Raw genomic sequence first — 17,489 nt, 5'->3', positions numbered from 1 at the left:
TTATATTCACAATAATAGAATCTGCACGATCTGAGGAATCTGCGGGAGATTTTTCACATACAGATTAAATAAAAAAATCAACAAGTTAATCCTGAAAAGCCACTAGCTTTATCAAAATCAACTTGTTGACAACATCTTTCACTTGTAAAGGCAAAAGTATTTTAAAGGAAAAATCCTACCAGTTTTTATCAACCATATAAACCATCTGGGTCATAGCCGTGGCACCCAGAAGAAGCTCTCTTCTGTTCACTTTTTCGAAAGTATCCTCTTCTGTATGATGGATATCGAAATACCTCTGGGAATCCGGAACTAATTCAGCGGTAGGAACTCCCATATCGTGAAGCGGGTAAATATCCGTTCCTGAATATCTGCCTTCAAAATTGTAAACGCCATATGGCAGGAACAATCCAGCCCAGCTCTTGATCTGATTCCTTTTTTGATCATCCATTTCCAGGGCAATACCTCTTGGAGCAAAACCTCCGGCATCAGATTCCAGGGCAAAAATATGTTTCTCGTTCTTCTCTTTTACTGTTTTTCCGTACTGGATACCGCCTTTTACGCCATTTTCTTCGTTAGCGAAGCAAACAACTCTGATCGTATGATTGTTTTTAAGACCTAATTTTTTAAACGTTCTCAGAACTTCAATGCTCTGAACAATTCCAGCTCCGTCATCATGTGCTCCTTCACCTACATCCCATGAATCCAGGTGTCCTCCGACTACAATGACGCTCTGGTCTTTTTTACCCGTTATTTCGCCAATCACAGAGTGGGAGAGCTTCTCACCCTTCATTCCGCAATTGGAGTTCAGTTTTGCGGTAATTTTCTGTGTTTTTAAAAGGGCTTCAAGTTCGTCTGCCGTTGTACTTCCTATAGCTATAGCCGGAATCTTTAACACTTTATCCTCATAACGCATCGCTCCGGTGTGCGGAACATCGTCAAAAGCTGAAGACAAGGATCTCACGATGGCGAATTTTCCGCCTTTTTTAGCCGTTAATGAAGCAGCAGTTACCCTATATTTTGCAGCATCGCCGTAGCCTCTGAATGTTTCCACAAAAGACTGATTAAAAGGGTAGTTAAAGAACACGATCTTATCCTTTACTTGATCTGATGAAAGCTTGTCATATTCCTCCATAGATTTCACGATGATGATCTCACCGGAAACATCTTTTCCGCCCGTACCTTCAGAGTTTCCCAATGAAAGCATCTTCAGGTTTTTCCATTTTCCGTCTGCTGTTTTAATCTGCAGGGATTCTTTTCCCCGCGTCCATACGGGAACCATTACTTCCTGAAGCCATACCTTATCGGCACCGGCATCACGAAGCTTCTGTTCTGCCCATTTTACGGCTTTATCATACGCTGCGGAACCGCTGAGACGATGGCCGATGTTTTTGCTTAATTCCCTAAGCTCTGTGTAGCCTTTTCCGTTGTTTAGAATTTCCGTGGAAATTTTACTGAACTGTATCGAATCTTCTTTCGACTGGCCAAAAGCAGCCATCCCTAAAAATAATAATGAAGTTCCAATTATCTTTTTCATATTTTACCAGTTTTTATCGATCATATAAATAAGTTGAGTCATGACCGCGGCTCCCAGAAGGAGTTCTCTGCGGTTGACTTTTTCAAAGGTGTCTTCTTCCGTGTGGTGAATATCAAAATAACGCTGAGGATCAGGTACGAGTTCAGCCGTAGGAACTCCCATTTCATGCAGCGGAGCTATATCTGAACCTGAGTATTTTCCTTCAAAGTTGTAGACTCCGTAAGGCAGGAACAGATTGACCCAGCTTTGGATTTGTTTTCTGTTTTTATCATCCATTTCAAGAGAAATTCCTCTCGGAGAAAAACCTCCGGCGTCCGATTCTATCGCAAAAAGATGCTTTTCATTGCTTTCTTTTGCTGTTTTTCCGTATTGTTTTCCACCTTTTGTTCCGTTTTCTTCATTGGCAAAGCAGACGGCTCTGATGGTATGGTTATTTTGAATGCCTAATTTTTTAAATGTTCTCAAAACTTCAATGCTCTGAACAATTCCTGCACCATCGTCATGCGCTCCTTCCCCTACATCCCAGGAATCGAGATGTCCTCCGACCACGATCACGCTCTGGTCTTTTTTACCGGTGATCTCGCCTATGACAGAATGGGAGAGTTTTTCGCCTTTCATGCCACAGTTGGAGTTGAGTTTTGCAGTAACTTTTTTATTTTTTAATAATATTTCCAGCTCGTCTGCTGTTGTATTTCCGATGGTAACGGCCGGAACTTTTGAAATATTGTCATCATACCGCATATTACCTGTATGGGGAATATCATCAAATGCTGAAGATAAAGACCTGATGACAGCAAACTTTCCACCTTTCTGAGCCGTTAAATTAGCCGCAGAACGCCGATACGCTCCGGCTTCTCTGTAGGAAATAAAAGTTTGTACATGTGACTGATTAAAAGGGTAGTTAAAGAATATAATCTTATCCTTTACTTGAGATGCAGGAAGTTTTTCGTATTCTTCCAAAGACCTCACCATAATAATCTCACCCGACACATCTTTTCCGCCTGTCCCTTCAGAATTTCCCAGCGAAAGCATTTTCAGTTTTTTCCATGTTCCATTCGCCGTCTTGATCTGCAAAGATTCTTTTCCCCGGACCCAAACCGGGATCATTACTTCCTGAAGCCATACCTTGTCAGCTCCGGCATCACGTAGTTTCTGTTCTGCCCATTTCACCGATTTTTCATAAGCTGCAGTTCCGCTCAGTCGGTTTCCAATGTTTTTGGTAAGGTCTTTTAAGTCGGTATAGCCTTTTCCATTGTTCAGGACTTCTGTGGAGATCTTACTGAACTGGATAGAGTCTTCCTTAGACTGTCCGAAAACAGCCATTCCTGCTAATAAAAGGGAAAGGGTGAAGGTCTTGTTCATATTACCAGTTTTTATCGATCATAAAGATCAGCTGTGTCATGGCAACGGCACCTAAAAGAAGTTCTCTTTTGTTCACTTTATCAAAAGTATCCTGTTCAGAGTGATGGTAATCAAAGTACCTTTGAGTATCTACCACCAGTTCAGCCAAAGGAATATCCAGCTTTTTCAGTGGGGATATATCCTGAATAGCTTCAGTCTGGTCAAAATCATAAATCCCGTAAGGAAGGAAATAATTCTTCCATTCGAAAATCTGCTTTCGTCTTTGTGGCGGCATATCTAAGGAAAATCCTCTTGGTGAATATCCTCCCGCATCTGTTCCCAAAGCAAAAACATGTTTTTCATCCTTTTTTTTCACATAGGCTGCATACATTTCGCGTCCCTGGCCTCCGTTTTCGCTGTTGGCATAAAAAACAACTCTTATCGTATGATTATTTTCAATACCAAGCGCTTTGAATGTTCTTAAAACTTCAATGCACTGTGCAATACCGGTTCCGTCATCAACAGCGCCTTCTCCAAAATCCCAAGAGTCTAACTGAGCTCCTAAAACGATCACTTTAGCATCCTTTTTACCTTGAATTTCCGCAATAATATTGGGATTGGTAGTGTCGCCTTTTGACTGTGCAGTCATATTTATTTTGGCGGTAACCTTTTGATTTTTCAGTAATTTTTCTAATTCGTCAGCAGATCTTACTCCAATGGATAGGGCCGGAATTCTTACTTTGTCATCAGGTTCGTAATACACCATTTTAGCATGGGGTGTATCATCCATTGCTGTTGTTAACGATCTTATAATTAAAGCCTTTGCTCCTGTTTTTGCAATCACGGAAGCTGAAATTAATTTGGATTTTGCGGTGGCCAGATAAGAATCATTTGTATTAATGATCTTTGGATCCATTGGAAGATTAGCGAACACTATTTTACCTTTCAGTTGCCCCACGGACATGGCATTAAGTTCGGCAGTTGAATTGATTAAAACAATTTCCCCCGTAAGATCTTTTCCGCCTGTGCCTTCAGAATTTCCGAAAGACAGCATTCTGATGTTTTTCCAATCCCCGTTAGCGGTTTTTATCTCCAAAGATTCTTTTCCTCTTATCCAGACCGGAGCTTTAGCTTCCATTCTCCAGATCATTTCAATGCCGATGGATTTGAGTTTTTTTTCTGCCCATTCCACTGCTTTCATATAGCCGGAAGTCCCACTGAATCGCGGACCAATCCCTTTGGTAAGTTCTCCTAGATTTTCATAGGCTGCGCCGTTGGTCATGATCTCGTCTGAGATCTTTTTAAACTCATCGTGATAATTGAATTTCGCCGTAGTCACCTTTTTTAAAGGTTTTTTCTGGGGCTTTTTTTGAGAAAATAAAAATCCACTCAAAAAGAGTGGAAGTATAATGAAGATTTTTTTCATTTTTTATTTACCTTTCTTTTTCCGCTTATAAAAGTAGGGAAAAATTAGTAATTTATTAAGGTTTCATATCATACATTAACAGTGCTGTAACCAATTTTGGCTCGATGAATGTACATTTTGGAGGCATGCTTAATTTCAGATCTGAAATTTTAATCATATCGTTGAAACTTACCGGATAGATTCCGAAACCGACTTTTCCTTCGCCACTGTCTATTTTCTCCTTTAAATAGTTAATTCCCTGTAGGTTTGAAGTTCCTTTTGCGTAGGAGATCTTCTCAGAGCTGTCTGAATTTTCTATTTTAAGGATATTTTTGAAAATGTATTTGTCTAAAAGATGATGGTCAAGATTATCCAGCGACATTTCTCTTGAACGGAGATCATGCTTTACGTGAAGAGAGTAGAACTTGCCATCCAGATACATCGAAATATGGAATTTCTGAGAAGGGAAATAAGATGTTTCCCCTTTTTCGTGGATCAGGAAGTACTGGTCCAGTTCCTTTAAAAATTCTTCACTAGAAAGTCCGTTAAGATCACTTAAGATTCTGTTGTAATCATGAATCTTGATCGATTGGTTGGATACGATGAAACTGTATACAAAATTATAGGCTTCCGTACCGTTGTGTCTCTTATTTTTCTCTTTGTGATGCTTGGCATTCAGAGCGGTAGATCCGATCCTGTGGTGACCATCAGCAATATAGAAAGAGTCGATCTGATCGATCACTTCTTTGAACTGCTGAAGTTTCAGACGGTTGTCTATTCTCCATATCTTATGTCTGATCCCGATAGAATCGATATGGTTGAAAATAGGAACATTCTTCTCTTCATGATTCATCAGAAGTTCAATCTTGGAATTCGAAGGGTAGGTAAGAAGCACCGGTTCAGCCTGAAGGCTTACTTTTTCCAGATAATGGGCCAGTTTTTCCTTTTTCTGAGGAATGGTACTTTCATGCCTTTTGATCTTTCCGTTCCAGAAATCTTCAATACTTGCTAATCCAAGCAAGCCTCTGAAAATCTGTTTGTTGGGGTAGATCTGCTCATAAAGATAGTACGCAGAACTGTCCTGGATCAGTTTCTTTTCATCCAGAAGCTCTTCGAACGTTGATCGGATCTTCCTTAAATTCCGGTCAATATCTTTGGATTTACTTACAACATAGGGTTTAATCATGTTGATGTAAGTATTTTCAACTTGAGCTTTCTCTGCAATCTCCTCTTGGGTGAAATTGTCCAGCGGATGTGTAGGGAAAGTGCTCTCAAAGTCTTTATGAGGTCTGATTCCACGGAAAGGTTTAAAAACAGGCATATTTTATCTTATGGTTTCTTTTTGTAGCTTAATAATTTGTTCTGCAAGTTCTGCGCCGATTTTTTCCTGAGCATCCACTGTGTTTCCTCCTACGTGAGGAGAAAGGGATAACGCAGGGTTCATCAACAGAGGAAGTTCCGGACTTGGCTCGTTTTCAAAAACGTCCAGTGCCGCTCCCGCCACTTTTTCAGATTCGATGAAATCCAGAAGGGTTACTTCATTGATGACACCGCCTCTTGCAGTATTCACGATGTAGACGCCGTCTTTCATTTTTTCAAACTGAGGCGTGTCTATGATATATTCACTCGTTTTTGGGGTATTGATGCTGATGAAGTCTGTGTCTTTAAGGAAAGCATCCATATCATTGGTGGAAGTAATTTCAAAATTCAGACTCTGTCCGTCGAAAAAGTCCAGGGTAAGAACTTTTGTCTTCGGGTTTTTTGTCAATACTTTGATTTTCATTCCTAATGCAATTCCCATTTTCACCACTTCCTGACCTATACTTCCAAAGCCGATTACTCCAAGTGTTTTTCCTGAAAGTTCATATGCTTTACTGAATGACTTTTTCATGGCATTGAAATGAGTTTCCCCTTCCAATGGCATTAGCCGGTTCGATTCGTGAAGGAATCTTGCCAGTGCGAAAAAGTGTCCGAAAACAAGTTCAGCTACTGATTTCGAAGATGCTGTAGGCGTGTTGATCACTTTGATCCCTTTGCTTTTAGCATAATCTACGTCAATATTATCCATTCCGATACCTCCGCGTCCTATGATTTTTAGGCTTGGGCATGCATCGATCATGTCCTGTCTTACTTTCGTCGCGCTTCTTACCAAAAGAATATCCACGTTATTTTCATTAATGAAATTGATCACGTGATCCTGAGCCACTCTGTTGGGCAGGACTTCAAATCCTGCTTCTGTAAGGGCCAGTTCTCCTGTTTTTGAGATTCCGTCGTTTGCTAAAACTTTCATGTGTTATTTAGATTTAAAGATTGAAAAATTCAGCTGTTTAATCATTATTAAATCGGGGCGCAAATTAATAAATTTTTATTAACTGCTCTAAATCTTTCAATCTTTGAATTTTTTTAAGCTTAAATTATTTAATTGATCTCATCACGTCTACCAGAACCTGCACACTTTCAATAGGTAAAGCGTTGTATAAACTTGCTCTGTATCCGCCAAGACTTCTGTGTCCGTTCAGTCCGCTGATTCCAGCAGCCTTCCATGCATTGTCAAATTCTTCTTTTTTGCTCTCGTCTATTAGTTTAAAAGAAACATTCATCAGAGAACGGTCTTCTTTTACACAGAACGTTTCAAAAAGAGGATTGTTGTCAATTTCGTCGTATAACAGTTTTGCTTTCGCTTCATTTCTTGCTTCCGCTGCTGCAATACCACCATTCTTTTCTAGGTACTGTAACGTCAAAAGAGAGGCGTAAACCGGGAAAACCGGAGGTGTATTGTACATAGATTCTTTTGAAATATGCTGAGAATAATCAAGGATAGACAACATATTCTCTCTTCCTGTTTTTCCTAGAATTTCTTTTTTGATAACCACTAAAGTTACCCCTGCTGGTCCCATATTTTTCTGAGCTCCGGCGTAGATCAGGTCAAATTTAGAAAAATCTAATTGTCTTGAGAAAATATCAGAACTCATATCGCAAACCATCAGTGTATCCACTTCCGGGAAAGATTTCATCTGAGTTCCGTAGATGGTATTGTTTGAGGTACAGTGGAAATAATCATATTCTGAACCTACTGTATAATCTTTAGGGATGAACGAGTAGTTTTCTTCTTTGGAAGAACCTACCACATCCACAGTTCCTAGTTTTTTAGCTTCTTTCACAGCACCTGCCGCCCATGTTCCCGTATCGGTGTAAGCAGCTTTTCCGCCTATTTTCAACAGGTTGTAAGGAACCATCGCAAACTGCAGGCTTGCACCGCCTCCTAAATAAAGTACTTCATAATCATCGCCAAGGTTCATCAGTCTTTTCACAATGGCACGCGCTTCGTCCATTACGGCAACGAAATCCTTACTTCTGTGCGAAATTTCAAGAAGAGACAATCCAATACCGTTAAAATCTAAAATAGCTTCTGCTGATTTTTCGAATACCTCCTGAGGTAAGATGCATGGCCCTGCGCTGAAGTTGTGCTTTTTGCTCATATTTTTACTTTTTTGGTTGTGCAAGAATTTTACGGACTTGCGGTTTTGTTATTGATATTTTACTAGATTCTTTGAGATTTGTAGTTAAAAAAACCGCCTCAACGCTGAGACGGAGCCTTTATTATTCACCGTGTAAGAACGCTTTTTTATTAAGCAGCGCTTCATCAGATTCTACGTGGTCTTCATCAGGGACACAACAATCTACCGGGCATACCGCTGCACACTGAGGTTCTTCGTGGAATCCTTTACATTCCGTACATTTATCGGTTACAATGAAATATACATCATCACTCACAGGTTCCTGCGGCGAATCTGCGTCTACAGTAAGTCCTGACGGCAAGGTTACAGTACCTGCAAGAGCAGTACCTTCAGAAGCTTTCCAGTCTACGGCCCCTTCATATATGGCATTATTTGGGCATTCCGGTTCACAGGCACCACAATTAATGCATTCATCAGTTATTTTAATAGCCATCGCTAATTTTTTTTAAATTTGCACAAAATTACAAAATATTCCCCAATTTAAAAGTAATTATGAATATCGAAAATCAAGTTTTAGGACTTATTAAGTTAAGCGAGTACATAAAAGAGTTCTTAGCAAAGGATTCTGCGGATTATAATGATCATGATAATGAGTTTGAATCACTGCTGAAAAGATCCGAAATAGAAAATCCGTGGTTCACCATGGAAAACCAAAAGTTTGCTTTGAATGAGTGGACCCAGCTGCTTACTCAGGAAAATATAAATAACTGGATCGGAAACTATTCCGTTTCAAAAGCTTCAAAAAGAGTAGGACTCATACTGGCCGGAAATATTCCTCTGGTTGGCCTTCACGATGTAATATCTGTGGTTGTAAGCGGTCATATTCCATTAATCAAATTATCTTCAAAGGATAAAAGAATGGTTCCGTTCCTGTTAGAAAAATGGAATGAGTTTTCGGGTGGTGCCGTTCCGTTTGAATTTGTTGAAAGACTCGAGAATTTCGATGCGGTGATTGCGACAGGAAGCAACAATACAGCCAGATATCTTGAATATTATTTTAAAGATCATTTGAGCATCATCAGAAAAAACAGAACTTCTGCGGCGGTTTTAAAGGGAGATGAGACTCCTGAAGAACTTCAGCTTCTGGCCGAAGATATTTTCAGATATTTCGGGCTTGGATGCAGAAATGTGACGAGGATTTTTATTCCGGAGGATTTTGTGATCGACAGACTGTTTGAAAGTTTTACTGGATTCCAGGATATCATCAATCATCATAAATATGCCAACAATTACGATTATAACAGAGCGGTTTACCTTCTAAACCGTGATTTGTTCTGGGATAATAATTTTGTGATGCTGAAAGAGGATGATAAACTCTTCAGTCCGCTTTCTGTGATCAATTTCAGCCGATATTCGTCTCTTGATGAAGTGAAAAGTTTCCTTGCTGAAAATGAAGGAGATATCCAGTGTATCGTAGCTAAAGAAGAGCTTGGATTGGATTCCATTCCTTTTGGTGAGGCTCAGCATCCGGCTCTGGATACCTATGCCGATAATGTAGATACGATGAAATTTTTGGAAGTGGTCTGATTTTCGTATCTTAACTCACTTATTTCATCAAATACAAAAATTATTATGAAGACAATATTTTTAGGACTTACATTGCTTGCGGCACAGTTGATGTTTGCTCAGAAAGTGACCGGAGTAAAGGTTGAGAAGGCTCAGAAAGAGGTGCCTGCACAGCTAAGCAAAGAGAAAATTAATCTGTATAATGACAATTTCCTCAAGTTTGTTGAAGCACTTAAATCTTCGGACCGACCGGCAATTGATGCACTTCTTTCAGAGAAAGTGAAAGAAATCGTAACGGATGATGTTCTGAAAAAGGTGAAGGAAGGCTTTGATGTGAACAAGAAGCTTGAAATTTTAAAAACGGGTTACCATAAATTAATGGATGGATCCAGCTTGCCAAGTATCAATTATAAATACGCCGGAGAGTCTTCTTCAAAAGAGGTGATTATGGCTGTATTTGAAGAGGATGGAAAGATTCTTGGAGTGATGCCTGCGAAGAAAGATAAATAATTTAATATTCAAATAAAAAATAACTATGATGACAGATGTTTTAGTTGCTCATTCCTCGGATGTGGAAAAGGCGGCTTTTTACAGAAAAACGTACTTACATGTTGCTTTATCAATCCTTGCGTTTATCGGGGTTGAAACTATTTTACTGAAAACGGTTCCGGTAGAAATCATTGCGATGATGTTCGGGCAGAAATATACATGGTTGCTGATCATTGGAGTTTTCTGGCTGGCTTCTATGCTGGCTTCCAAATGGTCGCTTTCACAAAGCAGATCGACGCAGTATTTCGGATTAGGATTTTATATCATTCTGGAAGCGTTGATTTTTATGCCGATGCTTTATATCGCTGCAGGAATGCAGGGTGGCGGAAATATTATTTTCCAGGCTGCCATGCTTACGATTGCAATGTTTGCAGGACTTTCACTGATCGCATTTACATCTAAGAGAGATTTTTCATTCTTAAGAAATATCATCATTATCGGAGGTTTTCTTTCGATTGGCTTGATTGTAGCAGGAGCTATTTTCGGATTCAACCTAGGGTTATGGTTCTCGGTAGGAATGATGGTGCTGGCTTCTGCAAGTATTCTGTATGAAACCAGTAAGCTTAAAAATGTATATACTACGGGACAGTATGTGGGAGCTTCTTTACAGCTTTTTGCCTCTATTATGCTGTTGTTCTGGTATATTCTTAGAATCCTGATGAGCAGAAGAAGCTAAATTTAGTGATGAGTTTTAAGTGATGAATGATGAGTTTTAAAACATTGTTCTAACTTCAATATATAATCCTGGTGATCTATTTCATCAGGATTTTTTTATTTATAATCTTTAAATCTTTTAATGCTTCAATCTTTCAATTTTCAATCACAAATATCACAATTTAAAGGGTAGAGCATTCGTGTTATTAGTGCAAAAAATTAGTGTCATTAGTGTTTTAATAAAACATTTGAACCCAAAAAATCCTGATGATATTCACCGGGATTTTTAATAGGATTCTTTAATCTATATAAACAACGGCAACCGCATCAGCAATGGCATATTACAGAAGCTTTGAAGCACGTATTATCAATGAAATTAAAGAATGGAGAAAATATAGTATCGAGGAAAACCTCAGTAGTATTGTGTTTGAATCTTTTAATTATTAAATCTTAAATGATTAAATAAAGAAAAAAACTACTTATCAATAGATCCTAAGACCTTCTGTGCAAAAGAATTTAAAGCGTCTTTCTCGCTCATTCCGTTCTGAACGCTGGCGTGTACTTCCAAAGCACCACAGATATTGGTGATCAGTTCTCCTGCTACGTTCATATCTTCTTCACTGGTTCCTCTGAATTCGCAGAAGCTTTCTAAAACCTCTAACGTTTTTTCAAGATTCTCAGGAGTCTGGTTCTGATAAAACTGTCTGATTACGGGTAATTTCATTATTGTAATTCGTTAAAAAGGTTAATTAAACTTTCCGCCTGGTTGCTCTGTACCTGGTTCACCAATTCTCCGTTTTTGAAAACTGCGAAAGTGGGAAGGTTATCTACAGTAGCTAATTTTCTGCTTTCAGGAAGCTTTTCAGCATCTACGTATAAGAAAGGGATTTCTTCGTTTTCTGAGGCTAATTTTTTGAATTTAGGCTTCATGATTCTGCAGTTTCCGCACCATGTGGCACCGTACTGAACCACTACTTTTTCATTGTCGTTAACGATATTTTGTAAGGTATCTTCTGTTAATTCTGTGTACATATTGTTGATGTGTTAATGAGATGATTTGATGATGTGTTGATTGAAGGGTGTCAATAAGCAAATTGGGTATTTTGCCTGATCTGTAAAAAGGAATGAGATAATTTGAAAATGATCAGCAATAGCTCATCGGCAAATTATCTCATTGCCATATTAACACATTATATTAGTTCTTAGCTAAGTATTCTGCTGTAGAAGTTCTGTCTGCTTTCATTGCATCTTTTCCTTCTTCCCAGTTCGCAGGACATACTTCACCATGTTTTTGAACGTGTGTGTAAGCATCAATTAATCTTAAATATTCTTTCACGTTTCTTCCCAAAGGCATATCGTTTACAGACTCATGGAAGATTTTTCCGGTTTCGTCGATAAGATAAGTTGCTCTGTACGTTACGTTAGAACCTGTGAAAGTTTCCTCTCCATCTTCATTGTATTCGAAATCCTGGTCTACGATTCCTAAGATGTTAGCCAGCTGTCTGTGAGTATCAGCTAAAAGCGGGTAAGTTACCCCTTCGATACCTCCCTTATCTTTTGCAGTGTTCAACCATGCAAAGTGTACCTCGTTAGTATCACAAGAAGCACCGATTACTTTAGTGTTTCTTTTAGCGAATTCACCTAAAGCATCCTGAAAAGCGTGAAGCTCTGTAGGACATACGAAAGTGAAATCTTTTGGATACCAGAACAAGATTACTTTTTGTTGGTTAGAAGTAGCTTCTTCAAGGATGTTGATTCTAAGATCGTCACCCATTTCAGACATAGCATCGATTGTTACATTTGGGAATTTTTTTCCTACTAAAGACATAATTTTCTGTTTTTATATTTAAATTTCTAGTGCAAATATATGAATATTTCATCTATCGAACAAATGAATATCGATAAATAGAATCTATAATTGTTTTTAATAGATTTAAAGAAAAAAGCCCTGAAATCAGAGCTTTTTGTTTAGTTTATATTCAATTTTTAACAAGTCTAAATTGAATTTATGAATTGAAAGGCGCTAATAATTCTTTGATCCTTTTCATTGCCTCTCTAAGGTCTTCTTCAGAAGCTGCGTAAGAGAAACGTATGCACTCAGGACTTCCGAAAGAAACACCGCCTACGCAACCTACGTGAGCGTGCTCCAATAAGAACATCGCGAAATCATCAGAATCTTTAATCTCCGTACCGTTCAGCGTTTTTCCGATGTAATGGGAAACATCCGGGAAGAAGTAGAAGGCTGCTTTTGGAAGCACCACTTTAAATCCTGGAACTTCTTTCATCAGATCATAGACAAGATCTCTTCTTTTCTGGAAAGCATCGATCATGTATTTATATTCCGAAGGATCTGTTTTTAAAGCGGTAATGGAAGCTCTCTGTGCCATTGTATTGGCTCCACTGGTCATCTGTCCCTGGATTTTTTCACAAGCTTTTGCCAGCCATTCAGGACAGGCAGAATACCCGATTCTCCAGCCTGTCATCGCAAATGCCTTAGACATTCCGTTGATCACGGCAGTCTGTTCATATACTTCAGGGAACTGAGCGATAGAAGTGGTTTTTGTTTCGTAATTGATGTATTCATAGATCTCATCCGAAATCACGGTCACATGAGGGTATTTCGCAATGACTTTCGCCATAGATTTAAGCTCGTCATACGTATAATATCCACCGGATGGGTTACACGGAGAACTGAAAAGAATTGCTTTTGTTTTATCTGTAATAGATTCTTCAAGCTGCTCAGCCGTTATTTTAAAATCTGTAACATAAGAAGTCGGAAGCATGACGGAAGTTCCACCCATCATTTTTACCATTTCATCGTAGCTTACCCAATAAGGCGCAGGAAGCAATACTTCATCACCGTCATTGATAACCGATGCAAGTACATTTAAAATCGCCTGCTTGGCTCCGTTGGAAACACAGATTTGCGATGGTTTATATTCAAGATTGTTGTCTCTTTTTAATTTATAGGCTACTGCTTCACGAAGTTCAAGAAACCCTGGAACAGGAGAGTAGTGGCTGTAATTTTGGTTGATGGCATCAAAAGCGGCCTGTTTGATATTATCCGGCACATCAAAATCCGGTTCGCCGAGGGTAAGACTAATCACATCAATGCCGGCGGCCTTCATTTCTCTTGCTTTGTTTGACATGACGAAAGTCTGTGAGTAACCTAATCTCTTTACTCTATCTGAAAGTTTATCCATGTGGGTCTTTTTGAATTTTAACAAATATATAATAAAAACGTTTCGCCGGGAAATAAAAGTAGGGCCGGAAAAAAAGATTTTTGTCAGGTTTCAATTTATTCGCTAGATTTGGAAATGGCTGATTCAGCCTGTGTTCAGGAGTATTTTAACAATATATCATCAAAAATGTACAGACTTTTGTTTTTATTATGGGCTTCTTTTTTTTCTGCCCAGAGCTACCGTTTTGTTTACGAATACAAAATGAAACCCGATGCCGCGAAGAAAGATTCAGTGATCACGGATTATATGAATCTGGATACGGACGGGAAAAAATCGTATTTCCAGAATGGGGTAAAATATGAACGGGATTCTATTTACAACGCGGATAAAAGTTATCCGGCTCTTTTGAAAAGCAGGCAGTACGACCGTAATCTGAATTATACCGTAGAAAAAGATTATGCTCAAAAGACCATTAATTTCTACGACAAATATAAAACAGTAAGCATTATAACATCGGACAATGAAGCTCCGAAGTGGAAAATTGTGAACGATTTCAAAAAAATCAACAGTATGAACTGTCAGAAAGCAGTTGCAGATTATAAAGGCAGAAAATGGGAAGCGTGGTTCAGCAAAGACTTTCCGGTAAGTGATGGCCCTTATAAATTCACCGGACTTCCGGGACTTATTGTTGCTGTGAAAGACAGTGAGAATGATCACGTTTTTGATTTGGTTCAAATTAAAAAAATCAGCACGGTGACTTTTTTTATTCCTAAAAACAATAAGCAGATGACCCATACTGAATACAGGAAACTGATTAAGAATTACACTTTTACATCAGCAGATGATATTGCCGGGATGAATGTAGATTCCAAAGCGGGCGTCATTGGGTTGGAACTGAAAGACGGTTATGTAACCAAGCTGGATTACAATGAGCTAAAGAAAAGCGGAAAACAGATGGACGCATTGATTGCGAAGAAACTCAGAATGACCAATAATCCAATTGAAAAAGATTAAAAATAAACAGAGACTGCCGAAAAAGCGGTCTTTTTTTTAAACTTTATCTGCACCACAATTGAAAAACTTTGATTTTCTACGGCATTAATGTTTAAAATTCTTATGTCTTCGCGTTTTTCCAAATACATATTATTTAAATTAAAGATTGAGTTCTGTGTTGGTTTTTCGCAAAATCGCAAAGAAATAGGAAAGGATTATGCTTTAAGGGGCTAGGATTTTATCTCCGATAAAATTGATTGTGTTATAATTGAATGTTTTTACCTCGTCCTTAGCTGAAAATCTTTGATTTTCTTGCGCCTTAAATATGCATAAAGTTTAAAAACCTTGCGTCCTTGCGTTTTCCCAACAAGACATTATTTAAATTAAAATTTGAATGTTGTGTTGGTTTTTCGCAAAGTCGCAAAGAAATAGGAAAGGATTATGCTTCAAGGCGCTAGGATTTTATCTGCGATAAAATTGTTTGTGTTATATTAACGGTTCACATTTATTCTTGGCTGAAAATCTTTGATTTTCTAGCGCCTTAAATATTCATGAAGTTTAAAAACCTTGCGTCCTTGCGTTTTCCAACAATAACGAGAATAATAATAACTCTTCCAGCTTCCTGACAAGATTAAAAACAGAATATCTTATCCTGAACTTAGCCTATGTTTTGTATATTTAATCCTTCTTATACTCATCCTATGAAATATTCTCTTCTTCTTTTGCTGATTCCTTTTGTTGGTTTTTCACAGACCCGTTCAAAAGACGATGAAATAAAGAAATACGTTTCCGAAGTAAACTCAGATTCTTTAAAATTTTACATCAACAAACTTGTCGGCTTTCATACGAGGCATACTTTAAGCTCAACAGACGATAAAAATCAAGGTATAGGAGCGGCAAGAAACTGGGTACTTGGGAAATTTAAGGAATATGCTAAAAATTCTGGTGGAAGAATGGAGGTGTACCTTCAGCAGGAAGATATTCAGCCTGATGGAAAGCGGATAGACAAAGTGACCAATCTCGGAAATCCAGTTGCTTTTCTGAAAGGAACAGATCCCAATGATAAAAGAATCTTCCTGATTTCTGCGCATCTGGATTCAAGAGTAACCGATGTGATGAACAGGACCTCATTTGCTCCCGGCGCCAATGATGATGGCAGTGGGGTAAGTGCAGTCATCGAAGCGGCAAGAATTCTGAGCAGATCTTCATTTCCGGCTTCTGTTATTTTTGTTACTTTTTCCGGAGAAGAACAGTCGCTGCTAGGATCTAAACTTCTGGCAGAGAAAGCTAAAAAAGAAAACCTGCAGATAGAAGCGGTCCTGAATAATGATATGATCGGAAATCCAAAAGCCGGAGAAACCGGAGAAGTTAACAATCGAACCCTTAGAGTTTTCAGTGAAGGATTGCCTTATGCAGGTTTGGATAAAAAAGCATTGAACATAAGAAATATCGGGCTTGAAAACGACGGTGAATCCCGACAATTAGCCCGTTACATTAAAGAAGTTGCAGAGAAATATGTGAAAGGACTGGACGTAAAACTGATCTACAGAAACGACAGGTTCCTGCGCGGAGGTGATCATTCCAGCTTTGTTAATGAAGGATTTCCGTCTGTAAGGCTCACAGAATATTTTGAAAATTATGACCATCAGCACCAGGATGTAAGAGTGGAGAATAACAAACAGTACGGTGATCTTCCCGAGTTTATCGATTACGGTTATCTGAAAAGGAATGTGGCCGCGAATATTGCCGTTCTGGCCAGTCTTGCAAAAGCCACTTCAAAACCTGAGAAGGTGGAAATAAAAGTGAAGGAACTCACCAATTCTACCACGCTGCAATGGGAAAAACCAAAATCAGGAACTCCGGCAGGATATTATATTTTGGTGAGAGAGACCGATAGTTCTTTGTGGCAGAAAAAGATATGGACCAAAGAACTGACCATTAAAATTCCACTTTCCAAAGACAATTATATTTTTGCTGTACAGACCGTTGATCAGGATGGAAATCTAAGCGTTCCGGTTATTACCGGTATTGCCCGATGATCGGAAAGGAAAAATTAAAGCCCGGTCACGAGAACTCGATTTGAATACAATGGAAATAAAACTTATTTTTGCGGATTATAATAATTCATATGGCAGCGTCGTTACTATTAAAATACTTTCCGGATCTTACAGAGAAGCAGATCGAACAGTTTAACCAATTAGAAAAACTGTACAATGAATGGAATGAAAAAATCAATGTGATTTCCAGAAAAGATATGGAATCGCTGTATGAAAAGCACGTTCTGCATTCTTTGGGAATCGCTAAAGTGATGGAATTTGCTCCGGGTTCAAAAGTTCTGGACATCGGAACCGGCGGAGGTTTCCCTGGAATTCCACTGGCGATTTTGTTTCCTGAGACCCAATTTACGCTGGTAGATTCTATCGGGAAGAAGATTACTGTGGTGAAAGCAGTGGCAGAAGGAATTGGATTGACGAATCTTACCGCTGTTCACGGAAGAGCAGAAAAGGTGAAAGAAAAATTCCATTTTGTAGTGAGCCGTGCTGTCACCCAAATGCCGGAATTCCTGAGATGGCTGAAAGGAAAGTTTGAAAAAGAACAGATAAATCCCAAACATAACGGAGTTTTATATTTAAAAGGCGGCGATCTTGCTGAAGAACTTGCCGGAATTAAATGTGAAATATTCAACCTTAAAAACTATTTTGATGAAGAATTTTTTGATACTAAAAAAGTGATTTATGTATCAAAAGGTAATTTTAGTTCTTAATTATGTAAAATTAAGGAACGATTTTTACTGAATTTTTATTAAT

General features: G+C 38.6%; 17 protein-coding genes. 6 read left to right on the top strand and 11 right to left on the bottom strand.

Going from position 1 to position 17,489, the window contains the following annotated elements; genetic code table 11:
- Positions 1 to 175: 175 nt before the first annotated feature.
- From BM143_RS12425 to BM143_RS12395, 7 genes are all read right to left on the bottom strand, one after another.
- Entirely contained in the window at positions 176 to 1,534 is a 1,359-nt protein-coding gene (locus BM143_RS12425; RefSeq protein ID WP_090024767.1) for a M20/M25/M40 family metallo-hydrolase, read from the bottom strand.
- A 3-nt stretch (positions 1,535 to 1,537) separates the two neighbouring features.
- Positions 1,538 to 2,896 carry a M28 family peptidase gene (locus BM143_RS12420; RefSeq protein WP_090024766.1) on the bottom strand — a complete coding sequence of 453 codons (1,359 nt, stop codon included), beginning with the start codon at positions 2,894 to 2,896 and terminating at the stop codon, positions 1,538 to 1,540.
- Between the two features lies 1 nt (position 2,897).
- Positions 2,898 to 4,301, bottom strand: coding sequence for a M20/M25/M40 family metallo-hydrolase (locus BM143_RS12415; RefSeq protein ID WP_090024765.1), 1,404 nt, complete (start codon positions 4,299 to 4,301; stop codon positions 2,898 to 2,900).
- A gap of 55 nt (positions 4,302 to 4,356) precedes the next feature.
- A complete protein-coding gene (locus BM143_RS12410) occupies positions 4,357 to 5,601 on the bottom strand; it encodes a DUF1015 domain-containing protein (RefSeq protein ID WP_090024764.1) in 1,245 nt (414 codons plus the stop codon).
- Between the two features lie 3 nt (positions 5,602 to 5,604).
- Complete coding sequence (locus BM143_RS12405; RefSeq protein WP_090024763.1) at positions 5,605 to 6,570, bottom strand: D-2-hydroxyacid dehydrogenase; 966 nt, start codon at positions 6,568 to 6,570, stop codon at positions 5,605 to 5,607.
- A gap of 124 nt (positions 6,571 to 6,694) precedes the next feature.
- Positions 6,695 to 7,759: a 3-phosphoserine/phosphohydroxythreonine transaminase gene (gene serC, locus BM143_RS12400; RefSeq protein WP_090024762.1), complete on the bottom strand. Its 1,065-nt coding sequence runs from the start codon at positions 7,757 to 7,759 to the stop codon at positions 6,695 to 6,697.
- 121 nt (positions 7,760 to 7,880) lie between these two features.
- The gene (locus BM143_RS12395; RefSeq protein WP_034727562.1) at positions 7,881 to 8,231 is read right to left on the bottom strand and encodes a 4Fe-4S binding protein; all 351 of its coding nucleotides are present in this window, start codon (positions 8,229 to 8,231) and stop codon (positions 7,881 to 7,883) included.
- A 59-nt stretch (positions 8,232 to 8,290) separates the two neighbouring features.
- Here BM143_RS12395 and BM143_RS12390 point away from each other — a divergent pair, with 59 nt between their 5' ends.
- From BM143_RS12390 to BM143_RS12380, 3 genes are read left to right on the top strand one after another with little or no spacing between them, the layout of a single operon-like run.
- Positions 8,291 to 9,325 carry an acyl-CoA reductase gene (locus tag BM143_RS12390; protein ID WP_090024761.1) on the top strand — a complete coding sequence of 345 codons (1,035 nt, stop codon included), beginning with the start codon at positions 8,291 to 8,293 and terminating at the stop codon, positions 9,323 to 9,325.
- 45 nt (positions 9,326 to 9,370) lie between these two features.
- The gene (locus tag BM143_RS12385) at positions 9,371 to 9,814 is read left to right on the top strand and encodes a peptidylprolyl isomerase (RefSeq protein WP_090024760.1); all 444 of its coding nucleotides are present in this window, start codon (positions 9,371 to 9,373) and stop codon (positions 9,812 to 9,814) included.
- 25 nt (positions 9,815 to 9,839) lie between these two features.
- A complete protein-coding gene (locus BM143_RS12380) occupies positions 9,840 to 10,529 on the top strand; it encodes a Bax inhibitor-1/YccA family protein (protein WP_090024759.1) in 690 nt (229 codons plus the stop codon).
- 453 nt (positions 10,530 to 10,982) lie between these two features.
- Here BM143_RS12380 and BM143_RS12375 read toward each other — a convergent pair whose 3' ends face one another.
- The 4 genes from BM143_RS12375 to BM143_RS12360 form a co-directional block, all read right to left on the bottom strand.
- Positions 10,983 to 11,231 (bottom strand): DUF6952 family protein, encoded by a 249-nt coding sequence (locus BM143_RS12375; RefSeq protein WP_090024758.1) that lies wholly within the window; start codon positions 11,229 to 11,231, stop codon positions 10,983 to 10,985.
- Positions 11,231 to 11,539: a thioredoxin family protein gene (locus BM143_RS12370; RefSeq protein WP_034727578.1), complete on the bottom strand. Its 309-nt coding sequence runs from the start codon at positions 11,537 to 11,539 to the stop codon at positions 11,231 to 11,233. The genes BM143_RS12375 and BM143_RS12370 overlap by 1 nt, the downstream gene beginning before the upstream one ends.
- Before the next feature lie 163 nt (positions 11,540 to 11,702).
- Entirely contained in the window at positions 11,703 to 12,335 is a 633-nt protein-coding gene (locus BM143_RS12365) for a peroxiredoxin (protein WP_090024757.1), read from the bottom strand.
- Positions 12,336 to 12,513: 178 nt separating this feature from the next.
- Complete coding sequence (locus tag BM143_RS12360) at positions 12,514 to 13,710, bottom strand: pyridoxal phosphate-dependent aminotransferase (protein ID WP_090024756.1); 1,197 nt, start codon at positions 13,708 to 13,710, stop codon at positions 12,514 to 12,516.
- Positions 13,711 to 13,824: 114 nt separating this feature from the next.
- On the opposite strand from BM143_RS12360, the gene BM143_RS12355 reads away from it, so the two are divergent.
- The 3 genes from BM143_RS12355 (at position 13,825) to rsmG (ending at position 17,446) form a co-directional block, all read left to right on the top strand.
- Positions 13,825 to 14,703 (top strand): GLPGLI family protein, encoded by an 879-nt coding sequence (locus BM143_RS12355; protein ID WP_090024755.1) that lies wholly within the window; start codon positions 13,825 to 13,827, stop codon positions 14,701 to 14,703.
- Positions 14,704 to 15,383: 680 nt separating this feature from the next.
- A complete protein-coding gene (locus tag BM143_RS12350; protein ID WP_090024754.1) occupies positions 15,384 to 16,721 on the top strand; it encodes a M28 family metallopeptidase in 1,338 nt (445 codons plus the stop codon).
- 89 nt (positions 16,722 to 16,810) lie between these two features.
- Positions 16,811 to 17,446, top strand: coding sequence for a 16S rRNA (guanine(527)-N(7))-methyltransferase RsmG (gene rsmG / locus BM143_RS12345; RefSeq protein WP_090024753.1), 636 nt, complete (start codon positions 16,811 to 16,813; stop codon positions 17,444 to 17,446).
- The last annotated feature ends 43 nt before the right edge of the window (positions 17,447 to 17,489 follow it).

Source organism: Chryseobacterium oleae, from assembly GCF_900115055.1.
Taxonomy (GTDB): Bacteria; Bacteroidota; Bacteroidia; order Flavobacteriales; family Weeksellaceae; genus Chryseobacterium; species Chryseobacterium oleae.
This window is presented reverse-complemented; position numbering and strand designations above follow the sequence as displayed.